Genomic DNA, 16,480 nt, shown 5'->3' with positions numbered 1-16,480 from the left:
AGGGAGCCCCGGACACGACATCCCGGCACCTCCCCCCGAAAGCGAAGTTAAAGAGGGCAGCATGGCCACAGGCATTAAGAAACTATCCAATACCTTTGTTTGGATCCTCATGGGGCTCCTGATCATCGGCCTTGCCGGCTTTGGTGCGGTGAATTTCAACAGCTCTATGTCTTCGGTGGCCCAGGTCGGCGACGAAGAGGTCACCGTTGATGCCTACCTGCGGGAATTGCAGCGCGAACAGCGTGCTCTGCAGGCGCAGGGCGGTCAGTCGCTTACCATTGCCCAAATGGCCGCCTTTGGTCTGGACCGGGTGGTTCTGCAGCGTCTGATCTCGATCGCTGCCATCGACAACGAGGTAAAGAACCTTGGCATTTCCATTGGCGACGAAAACCTGCGCAAGGAACTGGCCGAGATCCCAGCCTTTCAGGCTGCCAGCGGCAAGTTCGACCGGCAAGCCTACAGTTTTGCCTTGCAGAACGTCAATCTGAACGAAAAGAACTTTGAGGCAGATCTGCGCCGCGAATCTGCCCGCACCCTGGTGCAGGGGGCCATCGTGGTTGGCGCCAAGATGCCCAAGACGCTTACCGATACCCTGACCAACTATATCGGTGCCCGCCGCAGCTTTTCCTATGTTCAGCTATCTGCCGATCAGGTTGCCCTAACCCAGGTGATGCCCACCGATGCAGAGCTGCAATCCTACTATGATGACAACCAGGGCAGCTTTACCCTGCCCGAAACCAAGCGCATCACCTATGCGCGTCTCAGCCCCGAAATGATCATGGATAGCGTCGAGGTCGACGAGGTTGCCCTGCGCAAGCTCTATGACGAGCGGGCAGACGAGTATCAGGTGCCGGAACGCCGCCTGGTCGAACGCCTGGTCTTTGCCGATGAGCAAAGTGCCGCAGGGGCCAAAGCGCAGCTGGATGTTGGCGGCACCACCTTTGAAGCCCTGGTCGAGGCGCGCGGCCTGGCGCTGAGCGATGTCGATCTTGGCGATGTGACCACCGACGACCTGGGCGCGGCTTCTGACAGTATTTTTGCCGCCGAAGTGGGCGCTGTTGTCGGCCCGCACCCTACGGATCTGGGGCCAGCCCTGTTTCGGATCAATGGTCACCTCGAAGCCCGGATAACCTCTTATGAGGACGCAATGCCAGAGCTGCGCGATGAGCTGGCCGCCGACCGCGCCCGCCGCTTGATCGAACAGCAGGCCGAAGAGATCAACGATCTTTTGGCTGGTGGTGCCACCCTGGAAGATCTGGCAACTGAAAGCGACATGCAGGTTGCAACCATCAACTGGAACGGCAAAACTAGCGAAGGTATCAGCGCCTATGAAGGCTTTCGCACCGCCGCCAGCGTAGTGACACTGGATGATTTCCCAGAGGCGGAATTCCTGGGCGATGGCAGCCTCTTTGCCCTGCGCCTGGACGAAATCCTGCCAGAACGCCCCGAGCCCTTTGAAACGGCAAAACAAAAAGTTCTGGATGCCTGGAATGCCGACCGTGTTGCCGCAGCGCTGCAGGCCCAGGCAGATGCGCTTTTTCTGGCCGCCAAGGAGGCGGGTACCTTCCCCGAAGAGAGCCAGGTCAAGACCGAAACCGGCCTGACCCGCACCGCCTATCTCGACAATACACCGGCCGATATGATGAACCAGATTTTCACCATGGAACCCGGTGATTTCAAGGTGATCACCGGTGAGGATAGCACCGTTGTCGTACATCTTGATGCGGTGCTGCCCACGGAAACCAGTGAAGAAATGCAGCTCATGGCGGATGCGCTGGGGACCCAGCTTGATCAGGCGATTTCAGAGGCGCTGTTCACCGCCTTTGTCGCGGATGCGCAACTGCGTGCCGCGCCGCGCGTTGATCAACAGGCGCTAAATGCCGTTCAGGCCAATTTCCAGTAAGCGAGGCGGCCAAGATGGCTTTGACCCCAGAATTTGACAGCTTTGCCCGTGCCTATGACGACGGGGAAAACCAGGTCGTCTATACCCGGCTGGCGGCGGATCTCGACACGCCTGTGTCGCTGATGCTGAAACTGACCGGTGCCCAGAAAGACGCCTTTATGCTGGAATCCGTCACCGGCGGCGAAGTGCGCGGGCGCTATTCCATCATTGGCATGAAACCGGATCTGATCTGGCGCAGCCAGGGCCCCCGTTCAGAGCTGAATCGCTCTGCCAGGTTTGACCCAGAGGCCTATGAGCCGCAGCAAGGCAACCCGCTGGACAATCTGCGCGCCCTGCTGGCCGAGAGCAAAATCGATTTGCCTGAAGATATGCCCCAGGCGGCGGCGGGTCTGTTTGGCTACCTTGGCTACGACATGGTGCGCCATGTGGAACACCTGCCAAATGTGAACCCCGATCCGCTGCAATTGCCCGATGCGCTGATGCTGCGCCCCTCGGTCATTGCTGTGCTGGACGGCGTGAAGGGAGAGGTCACGGTGGTCTCTCCGGCCTGGGCCAGCGATGGCCAAAGCGCCCGCGCCGCCTATGCCCAGGCAGCCGAACGGGTGATGGATGCGGTGCGTGATCTGGAACGCGCCATGCCCTCGGAAACCCGCGATCTGGGCGATGCCCGCGAGGTGGCGCCGCCCGTGTCGAATTTCACCAAATCCGGCTATATGGAAGCGGTGGAAAAGGCCAAGGATTACATCCGCGCAGGCGATATCTTTCAGGTGGTTCCGGCGCAACGCTGGAGCCAGGATTTCCCGCTGCCACCTTTTGCGCTCTATCGGTCTCTGCGCCGCACCAACCCTTCGCCCTTTATGTTCTATTTCAATTTCGGCGATTTTCAGGTGATTGGTGCCAGCCCGGAAATTCTGGTGCGTGTCTTTGGCAATGAGGTCACCATCCGCCCCATCGCCGGTACCCGCCCGCGTGGCGCCACCCCGGAAGAGGACAAGGCCAACGAGCTGGATCTTCTGGCCGACAAAAAGGAACTGGCAGAACACCTGATGCTGTTGGATCTGGGCCGCAACGATACAGGCCGCGTGGCCAAGATAGGTACCGTGCACCCGACCGAGCAATTCATCATCGAACGCTACAGCCATGTGATGCACATCGTCTCCAATGTGGTGGGGGAACTACACGAGGACAAAGACGCGCTGGATGCGTTCTTTGCCGGCATGCCAGCGGGCACCGTATCAGGCGCGCCGAAGGTACGAGCGATGGAAATCATCGACGAGCTGGAGCCGGAAAAACGCGGTGTCTATGGCGGCGGTGTTGGCTATTTCTCGGCCGGTGGCGACATGGATATGTGTATCGCGCTGCGCACCGCCATCATCAAGGACCAGACCCTGTATGTACAGGCGGGCGGCGGCGTGGTCTATGACAGCGACCCCGAGGCAGAGTTTATGGAAACGGTGCACAAATCCAATGCCATCCGGCGCGCAGCCGCCGATGCTGCCCGCTTTATTGGCAAGGGCAACAGCTGATCGCGCCCCGAGCCACTGCAACTGCAATACCAAAAGGGCCTCATAATCTGAGGCCCTTTTTATATGCTTTATATGCGCAACCGACTGGTACTTTTGATCTTGTTATCCGGGGGTGGCTTATTGCGACGTCAGGTTCGCCTTGAGCCCCGCCGAGACCGGTACAAGCCCCACCTGACTGGCGCGATCCTGCAAGCCCCAGAGCAACAGGGCCGAGATGGTGTCCGCGCGCAGACGTCCCAACATGATAACAGCGCCTTCCTGCCGGGCCCGAAAGGCCGCCTGATCGAGAAAGCGGCGAATGGCGCGTGGGGTTTGCCCGGCCCCGTCAAAATCGCGAAACACCACACCCGAAGGCATGCCATCACGCAGCGCCAGTTTCTGCACCGTATTCAATCCACTGTTCTGGGTCACCATGCCGTAGCCTGCGCTGTTCAATACCGCCACCACCTGATCCGCCAAGGGACGATTACCCTGAAATCCGGTTTCGACGCCTTCCAGGATCCCAACGGCCTGCGGCAGTTTCTTCATCCAGACGGGCAAGGCGGTTTCGGCATCCTGTGGCGCCGCCTCACGCGGAAGATCGGCGAGGATCAGCACCTCAAACCCGGCCGCCCGGCGGGCCTGCATTTTCTCAACCGCGCGTGGATCGTCGGGGGAAATCGCAAAGGTCAGTGGATAGGGGAACTCTGCCAGGGCCTCGGCGCCAATTGCCGCCGCATCATCGATCAAGATGATCGACATCAGGGGGCGATCCCCCGGCGCGGTATAGGGTTCTGCGTTGATCTCAAACGGGGTTGGTGACGCTGCGGTCGCACCCTGCGCTTGCGCCTGCTTCTGCTCTTGCGCGTCATTGCCTGCAATCAGCATTGGCGTGCTGCTGCGCTCTGTCAGTGGCACCACCGGGGTGCCGATACGCGGGCTAGCGCCGGTGTCCGTGCCAGTATCAGGCTCGGCGGCGGCCAGCTCCGGGTCGGCACTGGTTTCTGGCGCGTCCTCTTCTGCAGAGGCTCGCCTATCTTGGGCCGCCTCTTGCTCGACGGCTTCGACGGTCTTCTGCGCTGTTATGGGCTGACCAAGGTTTGGCCGGGCTGTCGGCTGGGGGGCCTGGCCCATCTCCGGCAGCGTGATCTCAGGCAGAACGGGCGATGCAGAGTTTTCAGACAGCGCGCTCTGCCCGCTGGGTAGGGTGTCCTGGGGCGCGGCCTCATCCGGCGGCGGTGCCACCTGAACGGCCGCTGGCGCAGCCCCCTCGGCCTCGGGCTCTGCCGTATTGATAGCAGCGGGGGAGATTTGCTCATGCGGGGCTGGCTTCGGCAGGGCTGCGGTCTCGGTTGAAACCTCTGGGCGGTCGTCCTGACCCGGCGCATCTGGCGCACTGCCACTGGCCTGGCCTGTCAGGGCCGCGCCTAGGGCTTGCGGCAGGCTTGCAACCGCCCCAGAAGGCGCCGTATTTCCCGCCGATGCACCATCGGGAATCGTCACCTCAGGCCGGGTGCCAGGATCCGTATCAAGCACCGCAACCGGGCTGCGATCCGCACCATCAAGCCCCTGCGGGCTGCTTGGCGCGACCTCAACCAGATCAGCATCGCGCTGCTCTCGCGGCTTGGGGGCGGCGTTCTGCGCGCTCAAGGGCTGTGCGGCTTGGTTCGGGGTTGTTGTTTCGACCTCGACCAGCGGCGGCAACGGCACGGAAAGCGACCACATCGCAGCCCCCGCAACTGCAACCACTGCGCCAATGCTTACCCCTCCGAGAAACCCTTTCATTGCCGTCCTGCCTCTCATCACCTGTTTCCACCCTGAAATCGTGGCGGTTTTTCATCCTATGGCCAAGCTAGAGGCCATTATTCCACTGGCCCACATTCTGCCCAGCACAGACAAGCCCGACAAACCGTCCCGCCGGCGCACGGCCCCATGGCCGGATTCTCTACCATAGACGCCATGCCGCGCAGCAATTGACCCTCGCGCCCTTGACGCTGCCGCGCAAGCCTGAACATGTATACCGCAACCACTATACTGCGGCGCGGCCCCCGCCCGCCACCCATAAAAGAGCCCGCCAAGATGCTGCTGCTAATCGACAACTACGATTCCTTTACCTACAATCTGGTGCACTATTTGGGTGAACTGGGCTGCGAAATGCAGGTGCATCGCAATGACGCGCTGACCGTGCAGGATGCCATGGCGCTCAAACCCAAGGGCATTCTGCTCTCGCCCGGCCCCAAGGCACCTGAACAGGCAGGCATATGCCTGGCGCTGACACAGGCAGCGGCAGAGACCGGCACACCGCTGTTGGGGGTTTGCCTTGGCCATCAGACCATCGGCCAGGCCTTCGGTGGCAAGGTGGTGCGCTGCCACGAAATCGTACATGGAAAGATGGGGCAGATACAGCACAGCAACACCGGGCTGTTTGCCGGGTTACCCAGCCCCTTTGCGGCGACGCGCTATCATTCACTGGTGGTGGATCGTGACAGCCTGCCGGACTGCCTTGAAATCACTGCCGAGCTGGAAGACGGAACCATCATGGGGCTGCAACACCGCACCCTGCCGATCCATGGCGTGCAGTTCCACCCCGAATCCATTGCATCCGAACACGGCCATGCCCTGCTGAAAAACTTCCTTGACGACATGCAAAAGGTGCCCGCATGAGCGACCCGATGAAGCCACTGCTGAATGCAGTTGCAGACCGCCCCCTGAGCCGCAGCGAAGCAGAGCAGGCCTTTACCCTGCTGTTTGAAGGCGAAGCGACACCCAGCCAGATTGGCGGGCTCTTGATGGCGCTGCGCACCCGTGGCGAAACAGTCGATGAATATACTGCCGCCGCCTCGGTGATGCGGGCCAAATGCAATTCCGTCGCTGCCCCTGCAGGCGCGATGGATATCGTCGGGACCGGCGGCGACGGCAAGCACACGCTGAATATTTCAACCGCCACCGCCTTTGTCACCGCAGGCGCAGGGGTTGTGGTGGCAAAACACGGCAACCGCAACCTGTCGTCGCGCTCGGGCACCGCGGATGTCCAGACGCAGATGGGCATCAATGTCATGGTGCCCCCTGCGGTGGTTGAGCGTGCCCTCGCGCGCTGCGGCATTGCCTTTATGATGGCACCCATGCACCATCCAGCGGTGGCACATGTGATGCCCACCCGCCAGGAACTTGGCACAAGAACGATATTTAACATATTGGGACCATTGACAAACCCCGCGGGTGTCACCCGTCAGTTGACTGGTGCCTTTAGCCGAGAGCTGATCCGCCCGATGGCTGAAACCCTGGGTCAGCTCGGATCTGAGCGCGCCTGGTTGGTGCATGGATCTGACGGCACGGACGAGTTGACCATCACCGGTATCAGTTGGGTCTCGGCGCTGGAAGAAGACGGCCTGATCCGCGATTTCGAACTGCACCCCGAAGAGGCCGGGCTGCCTGTGCATCCCTTTGAGGCAATCGTCGGCGGCAGCCCAGAGGATAACGCAACCGCCTTCCGCGCCCTGCTCAACGGGGATCAAGGCGCCTACCGCGATGCTGTCTTGCTGAACTCTGCTGCTGCCTTGGTGGTAGCCAATGCAGCCGGATCACTGACAGAGGGCGTGGAAATGGCGCGGCACAGCATTGATTCAGGTGCGGCAAAATCGAAGCTGGCAGCGCTTGCCGAAATCACCACGTCAGCCGCCGGATGACCCTGCCCCCGGCGCGCATAGCTGACGACGGTAAGACCCAGGAAGACGCGGCCAGTTTCAACGATACGTCTGCCATCGGCGATTGGGCCGATCTGGCGTTTTTCGATAACGACTGGCCAGGTATCCGGGCGCAGATCGCCACTGAACAGCGCCAGATTCTGCCACCTCCGCCGCAGCGGTTTGCCGCCCTGACCCTGACCCAAGCGGCGCAAACGCGGGTGGTGATCCTTGGCCAGGACCCCTATCCAACCCCCGGCCATGCCAATGGGTTGGCCTTTTCGACCCTGCCTGACGTCACCCCGCTTCCACGCTCTCTTTCGAATATATTCAAGGAGTTACAAGGCGACATTGGCGCATGCCCCTCCACCGGAGATTTGCAGGGCTGGGCCCGCCAGGGGGTTCTGTTGCTAAACACCGCGCTTTCTGTACCGGCGGGTGAGGCCAACGGCCACAAGCATCTTGGCTGGGAGAAGCTGGCGCAGCAGGCCCTTGCAAAGACTTCAAATGTGCCAACCGCCTATGTATTGTGGGGCAAACAGGCGCAAAGGCTTGAAAAACATATCCATCCGGGCGATCACTTGATCTTGAAAAGCGCCCACCCCTCGCCACTCTCCGCGCATCGCGGTTTTTTTGGCTCGCGGCCCTTTTCGGCGATAAACACCTGGCTTGTTGCCTGTGGTACCGTGCCGATAAATTGGGCAGGCTAGTCGAACCGGCGAAACGCTGCCCTAATGGCAAACCAGACCGAATGCGACATGACAATGATGAACACTAAGACCGAAAGGCAGGGACATGGCTGATAATGTGCTGGATAAAATCAAGGCCTACAAGCTGGAAGAAATAGCTGCCGACAAGGCCGCCAAACCCCTGTCCGAGCTTGAGGCCGAAGCCCGCGAGGCCTCTGCGCCACGCGGCTTTGCCAAGGCTCTGTCGACAGCATCACGCCATGGCTATGGTCTCATCGCTGAAATAAAGAAAGCAAGCCCTTCCAAAGGCTTAATCCGGGAAGATTTTGATCCGGCGGCGCTGGCAGAAGCCTACGAACAGGGCGGTGCCGCCTGCCTGTCCGTGCTGACCGATACGCCCAGTTTCCAAGGCGCAAAATCCTTCTTGGTGGAAGCCCGCGAGGCCTGTGCCCTGCCGGCCCTGCGTAAGGATTTCATGTATGATACCTATCAGGTCGCCGAGGCCCGTGCCCTTGGGGCTGATTGCATCCTGATCATTCTGGCCTCTGTCACCGACACCCAGGCAGCAGAGCTGGAAGACTGCGCCATGGGCTGGGGCATGGATGTACTACTTGAAGTGCACGACCAAACAGAGCTGGAGCGCGCCTCGCTGCTGAAATCGCCCTTGATAGGCATCAATAACCGCAATCTCAAAACCTTTGAGACGACATTGGACACCACCCGGCAGCTGTCGCGGCTGGTCCCTGCTGGGCGCGCCATCGTCTGTGAAAGCGGCCTGTCAACACCGCAGGACCTGGCCGATATGGCCCGTTACGGTGCCCGTAGTTTTCTGATTGGTGAATCTTTGATGCGGCAGGATGATGTGGCCCAGGCCACCCGTAACCTGCTTGCCACCCCCCTGACCCCCGGAGGACTGTAGGTATGGCGCTGACCCATTTCGACGGGAAGGGAGATGCTCATATGGTGGATGTCTCTGATAAAGCTGTTACTGCGCGCATTGCGACAGCAACGGGCCAGATCAGCATGGCGCCGGAAACCTTTGAAATCATTTCACAAGGCAAGGCAAAAAAGGGTGATGTGCTAAGCGTGGCCAGGCTCGCTGGCATTATGGGAGCCAAAAAAACTCCTGAACTGATCCCACTGTGTCACCCCCTGCCGATCACCAAGGTTGCGGTCGAATTAACCCTGGATCCCGCCCTGCCCGGTGTGCAGGTCACCGCCACGGTCAAAACAACCGGTCAAACTGGCGTAGAGATGGAGGCGCTTACGGCTGTCTCCATCGCCTGCCTGACGATCTATGACATGGCAAAGGCCGTCGATAAGGCCATGCAAATTGGCAGCATCCGCGTTGTCCTCAAAGACGGTGGAAAATCAGGTCTGTACGAGGCATAGATGATTTCAGTTTCCGAGGCCCACGCAGCCCTATTGGATCTTTGCGCGACACTAGAGGTCGAAGATGTCCCGCTTAGCCAGGCGGCAAACCGGGTCTTGGCGCAAGACGTCCGCGCCCGCCGCGACCAGCCCCCTTTTTCTGCCTCGGCCATGGATGGCTATGCCGTAAAGGCGGACGAGGTAGAATTACACGCGATGTTCCAGGTGATCGGAGAAGCGGCTGCCGGACATCGATTTGACGCGCCCCTCAAGCCCGGGCAGGCGGTCCGGATTTTCACTGGCGCACCGGTACCAGATGGCGCAAATTTTGTTGTTATTCAAGAGGATGTCTGCCGAAAAAAGAATCTAATCACCATCCTTAACCAACCTGGACCCTCCGACAATATTCGCCCCAGAGCTGGCGACTTTTGCAATGGTCAGAGCCTTACGGCCCCGCGGGTTTTGCGGCCTGCGGATGTGGCTCTCTTGGCGGCCATGAACATCCCCAACATTCCGGTTCGTCGTCGCCCCGTCATTGCCCTGATTTCTACGGGCGACGAATTGGTCATGCCAGGGGAAACCCCGGGGCCAGATCAGATCATCGCCTCCAATACCTTTGGGCTAAAGGCGATGTTGGAAAGCTTTGGTGCCGACGCGCGTATCCTTCCGATCGCAAAAGACAATATCTCCTCCCTGCGCACCGCTTTCTCACTGACCGCAGGCGCGGACCTGATTGTCACAATTGGCGGTGCTTCAGTTGGCGACCACGACCTGGTCGCAAAGGTTGCCACCAACCTTGGAATGGAGCGCGCATTTTACAAGGTTGCGATGCGCCCGGGCAAACCGCTTATGGCCGGACGCCTGCAGGGGACTCCCATGGTTGGCTTGCCTGGAAATCCCGTATCCGCAATGGTTTGCGGCCATGTCTTTCTACAACCCATGATCCGCCAAATGTCCGGGCTACCGGCCCAGGTCGGCCAGGTTTCGATGGCCCGGCTCTCACATCCCACCAAGGGGAACGGCCCGCGCCAACACTATATGCGTGCCACCGTTTCTAACGGCGAAATCACCGTGTCAGACAACCAGGACAGCGCGCTGCTCACGGTCCTATCGGCAGCAAATGCGCTTCTCATCCTACCACCGCATGAACCCGCCCATGACGCGGGAGACACGGTGCAATACCTACCGCTCTGAATTCAAAAACAGTCCGACACTGAAGCCAGAACAATCTAAGCAGCAACTTGTTTTTGAATTTGGCCTCACCTTTTCACTGTGACACAACAAATGTTCTTACTCATCATTAGCACAAAACATGAACAGGCAGAGAAAAACTTTCATAAAAACCTCAAGGCACGCTGGAAGTATTGACACAAAACGGGAACATGAGTAGAACAAATGTCAATTACGGGTTGAAAGGGGCAGTCATGCTGACAAAGAAGCAGTTGGATCTATTGAACTTCATTCATCGTCGCCTGCAAAAGGACGGTGTTCCCCCTAGTTTTGATGAAATGAAAGTTGCGTTGGATCTTCGCTCCAAATCGGGGATACATCGGCTTATCACAGCCCTTGAGGAACGTGGCTTTATTCGTCGCCTTGCCCACCGAGCCCGGGCAATTGAAATCCTGCGCCTGCCTGAAAATATGAGCTCTCCTGCCATGCCCTCTGCGCCACCGAAGAGCAGCATAGCCACTCCGTCACAGGCACCGCTTCGGGAGACGCGCCAATCTCCTGCGCAGCCGGTCTTGGCCGCGCAGGAGATTCCGGTCATGGGCCGTATCGCGGCGGGTGTTCCAATCGAAGCCATCAATCAAATCACCCATCAAATCGCAATTCCACAAACCATGTTATCTTCAAATGGTAAGCACTACGCATTGGAGGTTCGCGGCGACTCCATGATCAATGCAGGTATCAATGATGGCGACATCGTTGTGATCCGAGAAACAAATACGGCTGATGATGGCGACATCGTTGTTGCCTTGGTGGCCGATGAAGAAGCCACCCTAAAGAGACTGTTCCGCAGGAATGGCCTGATCGTGCTGGAGGCTGAAAACCCAGCGTATGAAGCGCGCAGCTATTCTGAAGATCAGATCAAGGTTCAGGGGCGTTTGGTTGGCTTGATCCGCAGCTACTAGTGGTTTTACCGATCATGAATGGCCATGGTGAGGCCTGCACCTTTATCAAGGGCGGGACCATGGGCGATTTCCCGCAACATCACCGGCTGAAACAAGGATACCATCAGAACCGATTTTGATGCTCCCGCTTCGCTGCAACAGTGCCGGGGTCAGAATTCGACAGGGTCCCAGCATGTCCAAGGCGACATTGGTCACCACAAGATCTGCTGCGGAACACTGTTTTTGAGCGCCAGCCTGCCTTTTGCCAATGACATGGGTCAGCCAGAAGCCCAGGATTTTTACCCTGCCTGGGCCACTCGCCTGTGGCTGTCCTAGCTCTGGCTCCGAGGCGATGGACATAGAAGACGTACTCCAGCGCGCCGCTGCCTGTGCTTGCTCACTCAGGTCTCCGTCTGCAGCCAACCATGACCTGGCAACATAGGATTTCGCCGCCTCGCGCGACACCGCCCGTCCGGCAGGGGTCAAGACCCCGACCAGGCCGCCATCAGATGAGATCAAAACAACCGGTCTGCTGCTGCCTGCCCATCCCCCTAGGGAGAGCAGAATAACGGGAATTCCACACCAGCGCAGCCGCCCCCCCTGCCAAAGCAGCGGAATCAGCGCCCCGAGGGTAAAGACTGGCAAGACCCAGCTATTGGGCGATGGTACGCCGCTTTGGGCATTGGGAAAGCCCGACACCCAGGTCGCCACCCATAGTATCCAACGCAGCCCCCACTCTAACAGCCAAAACCCGCCCTCTTCCAAGCCAAACGGTGCAAGACAGAGGGACAGCACCGCCGACGGAACAACCACAGCCCCCATGACCGGCACCGCCAGGACATTCGCCACCAATCCGTAGTGGGACAAAGCATTGAAATGCGCCGCCCCAAAGGGCGCGGTTGCAAGGCCTGCGACCGCAGAGGAAATTACAACTGTGAAGACCGGGCGTAGCCAGGTCGGCCCCAGCTGCCAAGGTTGCATCCGGATCCACCCAAAGACCGCCACCAATGCCGTCGTAGCAGCAAAGCTCATCTGGAAACCCGGGCTCAGCAGGGTTTCAGGTCGGCGCAAGAGCACCAGAATCGCCGCAACCGCAACCGCCCTCAAGGACAGAGCCCGCCGGTCCAGCAAGACAGCACAGAGCAGGACTGAAACCATGATAAAGGCCCGTTCCGTCGAAACATTTCCGCCGGAGATACCAAGATAGACCATTGCCGTAACCAGCGCTGCACTGGCGGAAATTTTCTTTACATTCCAACGCAGAGCAAAGGGCGGGCAAAGGCAAAGTCCAAACCTGAGAAAGGAAAAGACGAACCCGGACAACAGGCCCATGTGTAGCCCGGAAATCGCCAAGAGATGCGCGAGGTTACTTGCACGCAGCGCCGCGGTGACCTGCTGCGTCACACCGCTGCGGTCCCCGGCAATGATCGCTGCGGCAAAACCACCGACCGCTGAATCCAAACGGTGTTGTACCAGCTCCGACAGGTTTTGACGGAACCGTTGCAGCGCCAGGCCGGACTGCGGTGGCATCACGGTCAGAACGGGATTGCGGGTGTAACCATTGGCCCCGAGTTGCAAAAACCAGGCATGGCGACGGTAGTCAAACCCGCCTGGCTCGCTTGGGCCCTGCGGCGGCATCAAATGCCCTGTAGTGGCAACCCGCGCGCCGATCAGCGGCGTTTTTTGCGTCGGCGCAAGGGACAGACGCACCCGCTCTGGTGTTTTGGCCCGCGCAACTCGCACTAGGCGCAACTGATCCAGCGTCATCCGAAGCGCCCCACTGCCGGAACGGTCTAGGCCAATCACTCGCCCCTCGATCGGGCCAAAATAGCGAAAGCTCAGGATTGGGGCAGAAACCTGATAGCTGCGCGCGGCAGTGATACAAAACCCCAGCCCGGCCAGGAATACGGCCATGGCCAGCATCCCGCGCATATCACTTTTGCGGATAAAAATCAGCGCGATGATCATAGTCAGAAAGAGACTGCCAAAGATCAGCGCATCGGGGTCACGTTTCAGGCAAAAGAAGGTACCAATGCCCAGCCCGATGCAGACAGGCCCCCAGGCCAACAGATGACCACGCTGCGCCTGTAGTGCATCATCGGCACTCCGCAAGAGCCGCATGGTTGCTCCAAGCCACGCGGCCCGGTACACAGGCGGAAAATCTCGCTCATATTTGGTTTCCAAAGGTAGATCACCTCATGTCCAAACCGGTCGTCACCCGATTCGCCCCCTCTCCTACAGGCTATTTGCACATTGGTGGTGCGCGCACCGCCTTGTTTAACTGGCTTTTTGCGCGCGGACGGGGTGGCAAATTTCTGCTGCGCATCGAAGATACTGATCGCGCCCGCTCCACCCCAGAGGCTACCGCAGCCATTTTGCAGGGCATGGCCTGGTTGGGGCTGGACCATGACGGTGAGATTGTCAGCCAATTTGCAGGCGCCAGTCGCCACGCCGAGGTCGCCCAGCAGCTCTTGGCTGCGGGCAAGGCCTACAAGTGTTTTGCCAGTCAGGAAGAGATCGCAGCCTTCCGCGAGGCGGCAAAGGCCGAAGGCAAATCAACGCTTTACCGCTCTCCTTGGCGCGACGCAGATATCGCCAGCCATCCGGATGCACCCTTTGTGATCCGCATCAAGGCGCCAACCACGGGTGCCACAGTGATTCATGACCAGGTGCAGGGTGATGTGACCATTCAAAACGACCAGCTCGATGATATGATTCTGCTGCGCTCGGACGGCTCGCCGGTCTACATGCTGGCGGTTGTGGTCGATGACCACGATATGGGTGTCACCCATGTTATTCGCGGCGATGACCACCTGAACAATGCGGCGCGCCAGATGATGATCTATGATGCCATGGGCTGGGAGGTCCCGATCTGGGCGCATATTCCGCTTATTCATGGGCCCGATGGGAAAAAACTGTCCAAACGGCATGGGGCGCTTGGCGCGCAGGAATATCAGGCCATGGGCTACAGCGCGGCTGGCATGCGCAATTATCTGGCCCGCCTGGGCTGGAGCCACGGCGACGACGAATTCTTTAGCGACGAGCAGGCGAAAGCCTGGTTTGGCTTGGAAGCGATCGGCAAAAGCCCGGCACGTTTTGACATCAAAAAGCTGGAAAACCTGTCTGGCCAGCATATCGCTGTTAGCGATGACGCTGCATTGCGGCAGGAAATACAATCCTACCTGCAGGCGGCTGGTGAAACACCGCTAGATGACGTAAAGTCAGCAAATCTTGAACGGGCGATGTATTGTCTGAAAGATCGGGCGCGTACCTTCCCGGACCTGCTTGAAAAAGCACATTTTGTTCTGGTTTCACGCCCCATTGAACCCGATGCAAAAGCAGCCAAGGCGCTGGCGTCTGTATCCGACGGTATACTGTCTCAATTGACGCCGCAGCTGCAAAGTGCTAGCTGGACGCGTAACGATCTTGAGGCGCTTCTCAATCAGTTTGCAGAAGCCCACGATACCAAGTTCGGCAAGCTGGCCGCCCCCCTGCGGGCCGTGCTGGCCGGCCGTGCCGTAACACCGTCGGTGTTTGATATGATGCTGATCCTGGGCCGCGAAGAAACCTTGGCCCGACTCAATGACGCCACAGGCAACCCCTGTCCTTAACTGGTCAGAAAGCCTGTTCCGCTACCACCTCACCTGCGCGCTACGCGCGCAGGTACTGCCTGCACCCAGCCCGGAACATAATTCCGGGTTTTTGTGCCTGATACAGGAAGGAACATCTATGACCGAGACACAGAAGACCGCAAAGCTCAGCCTGAATGGCCAAGACTATGAGCTTCCCATTTTCTCGCCGACCGCTGGGCCTGATGTTCTGGACATTCGTAAACTCTACGCCGAGGCCGGCGTTTTTACATATGATCCGGGTTTCACCTCGACCGCCAGCTGCGACAGCACCATCACCTTCATTGACGGTGGCAAGGGCGAATTGCTGCACCGTGGCTACCCCATCGACCAGCTGGCCTCCAAATCGCATTACCTGGAAGTCAGCTATCTGCTGCTTTATGGTGAACTACCAACCGCGACCCAGCTGGAAGATTTTGAAGCGCGTGTGACCCGTCACACCATGGTGCATGAACAGATGCACAATTTCTTCCGTGGGTTCCGCCGCGATGCGCATCCAATGGCGACCCTGGTTGGCGTTGTGGGGGCGATGTCTGCCTTCTATCACGATTCCACCGATATCGCCGATCCCTGGCAGCGCGAAGTTGCCTCGATCCGTCTGATTGCCAAACTGCCGACAATTGCAGCCATGGCCTATAAATACTCCATCGGTCAGCCTTTTGTGTACCCACGCAACGACCTGGATTATGCAGCCAACTTCCTGCACATGTGCTTCTCGGTGCCCGCCGAAGACTACAACGTGAACCCGATCCTGAGCCGCGCAATGGACCGGATCTTTACCCTGCACGCAGATCACGAACAAAACGCCTCGACCTCGACCGTGCGCCTGGCGTCTTCTTCCGGTGCAAACCCATTTGCCTGTATCGCTGCGGGCATCGCCTGCCTTTGGGGGCCTGCCCATGGTGGCGCCAACCAGGCCTGCCTGGAGATGCTCAAAGAAATTGGTACCGTTGACCGTATTCCTGAATTCATCGCCCGCGCCAAGGACAAGGATGATCCCTTCCGTCTGATGGGCTTTGGTCACCGTGTTTACAAAAACACCGACCCGCGCGCCACGGTGCTGAAGCAATCCGCTGATGAGGTGCTTGAGCTGCTAGGCGTCGAAGACAACCCACTGCTGCAGGTCGCCAAAGAGCTGGAACAGACCGCGCTGAATGATCCCTATTTCAAAGAGAAGAAGCTGTTCCCGAATGTGGACTTCTATTCCGGCATCATTCTCGAAGCGATGGGTTTCCCCACCTCGATGTTCACGCCGATCTTTGCGCTGTCGCGCACCGTTGGCTGGATCTCGCAATGGAAAGAAATGATCGCAGATCCACAGAACAAAATTGGCCGCCCACGCCAGCTTTATCTGGGGCAGACCGCGCGCGATTATGTGGATATCGAAAACCGCTAATCTGCCGCACGACAGAAAAACAGATGCAAAGCCTCGCCTTCTCGGCGGGGCTTTCTTGTTTCATAGGGGCCGTTCTTTACCTTCGCCCCGCTGTTGCAGCCCAAGTGCCAGGTCGCCCTTTCCGGCTCGCTGGTGATTAACCCTAATAAAAAGACAATTGGTGCCAAATGTGATGATTGTGCAAACTAACAGC

13 protein-coding genes are annotated in these 16,480 nt (G+C 58.9%); 11 read left to right on the top strand and 2 right to left on the bottom strand.

What is annotated here, in order from left to right; all coding sequences use genetic code 11:
- The first annotated feature begins 61 nt into the window (after positions 1-61).
- Both LRK71_RS08010 and trpE read left to right on the top strand, forming a co-directional pair.
- Positions 62-1,903 (top strand): peptidylprolyl isomerase, encoded by a 1,842-nt coding sequence (locus LRK71_RS08010; RefSeq protein WP_232402467.1) that lies wholly within the window; start codon positions 62-64, stop codon positions 1,901-1,903.
- A gap of 14 nt (positions 1,904-1,917) precedes the next feature.
- Entirely contained in the window at positions 1,918-3,429 is a 1,512-nt protein-coding gene (trpE, locus tag LRK71_RS08005) for an anthranilate synthase component I (protein WP_232402466.1), read from the top strand.
- A 117-nt stretch (positions 3,430-3,546) separates the two neighbouring features.
- Here trpE and LRK71_RS08000 read toward each other — a convergent pair whose 3' ends face one another.
- On the bottom strand, positions 3,547-5,193 hold the full coding sequence (locus LRK71_RS08000) for a divergent polysaccharide deacetylase family protein (RefSeq protein ID WP_232402465.1): 1,647 nt from the start codon (positions 5,191-5,193) through the stop codon (positions 3,547-3,549).
- Positions 5,194-5,487: 294 nt separating this feature from the next.
- On the opposite strand from LRK71_RS08000, the gene LRK71_RS07995 reads away from it, so the two are divergent.
- The 7 genes from LRK71_RS07995 to lexA all read left to right on the top strand — a co-directional run bounded on the left by LRK71_RS07995 (position 5,488) and on the right by lexA (position 11,283).
- Entirely contained in the window at positions 5,488-6,072 is a 585-nt protein-coding gene (locus tag LRK71_RS07995) for an anthranilate synthase component II (RefSeq protein WP_232402464.1), read from the top strand.
- The gene (gene trpD / locus LRK71_RS07990; RefSeq protein ID WP_232402463.1) at positions 6,069-7,094 is read left to right on the top strand and encodes an anthranilate phosphoribosyltransferase; all 1,026 of its coding nucleotides are present in this window, start codon (positions 6,069-6,071) and stop codon (positions 7,092-7,094) included. Before LRK71_RS07995 ends, trpD begins: the two co-directional genes overlap by 4 nt.
- The gene (locus tag LRK71_RS07985; RefSeq protein WP_232402462.1) at positions 7,091-7,801 is read left to right on the top strand and encodes a uracil-DNA glycosylase; all 711 of its coding nucleotides are present in this window, start codon (positions 7,091-7,093) and stop codon (positions 7,799-7,801) included. The genes trpD and LRK71_RS07985 overlap by 4 nt, the downstream gene beginning before the upstream one ends.
- A gap of 85 nt (positions 7,802-7,886) precedes the next feature.
- Positions 7,887-8,699: an indole-3-glycerol phosphate synthase TrpC gene (gene trpC, locus LRK71_RS07980; protein WP_232402461.1), complete on the top strand. Its 813-nt coding sequence runs from the start codon at positions 7,887-7,889 to the stop codon at positions 8,697-8,699.
- Between the two features lie 2 nt (positions 8,700-8,701).
- Complete coding sequence (gene moaC, locus LRK71_RS07975; protein ID WP_232402460.1) at positions 8,702-9,172, top strand: cyclic pyranopterin monophosphate synthase MoaC; 471 nt, start codon at positions 8,702-8,704, stop codon at positions 9,170-9,172.
- Entirely contained in the window at positions 9,173-10,345 is a 1,173-nt protein-coding gene (locus LRK71_RS07970; RefSeq protein WP_232402458.1) for a molybdopterin molybdotransferase MoeA, read from the top strand.
- A gap of 230 nt (positions 10,346-10,575) precedes the next feature.
- A complete protein-coding gene (gene lexA / locus LRK71_RS07965) occupies positions 10,576-11,283 on the top strand; it encodes a transcriptional repressor LexA (protein ID WP_232402456.1) in 708 nt (235 codons plus the stop codon).
- A 45-nt stretch (positions 11,284-11,328) separates the two neighbouring features.
- On the opposite strand, the gene LRK71_RS07960 is transcribed toward lexA, so the two are convergent.
- A complete protein-coding gene (locus LRK71_RS07960; protein ID WP_232402454.1) occupies positions 11,329-13,383 on the bottom strand; it encodes a ComEC/Rec2 family competence protein in 2,055 nt (684 codons plus the stop codon).
- Between the two features lie 77 nt (positions 13,384-13,460).
- Here LRK71_RS07960 and gltX point away from each other — a divergent pair, with 77 nt between their 5' ends.
- Positions 13,461-14,873, top strand: coding sequence for a glutamate--tRNA ligase (gltX, locus tag LRK71_RS07955; RefSeq protein ID WP_232402451.1), 1,413 nt, complete (start codon positions 13,461-13,463; stop codon positions 14,871-14,873).
- 118 nt (positions 14,874-14,991) lie between these two features.
- Positions 14,992-16,287 carry a citrate synthase gene (locus tag LRK71_RS07950; protein WP_232402449.1) on the top strand — a complete coding sequence of 432 codons (1,296 nt, stop codon included), beginning with the start codon at positions 14,992-14,994 and terminating at the stop codon, positions 16,285-16,287.
- Positions 16,288-16,480: the final 193 nt, after the last annotated feature.

Source organism: Pseudophaeobacter flagellatus, from assembly GCF_021228235.1.
GTDB lineage: Bacteria > Pseudomonadota > Alphaproteobacteria > Rhodobacterales > Rhodobacteraceae > Pseudophaeobacter > Pseudophaeobacter flagellatus.
The sequence above is the reverse complement of the archived record's forward strand: the minus strand, read 5'-3'. Positions and strand labels throughout refer to the sequence as shown.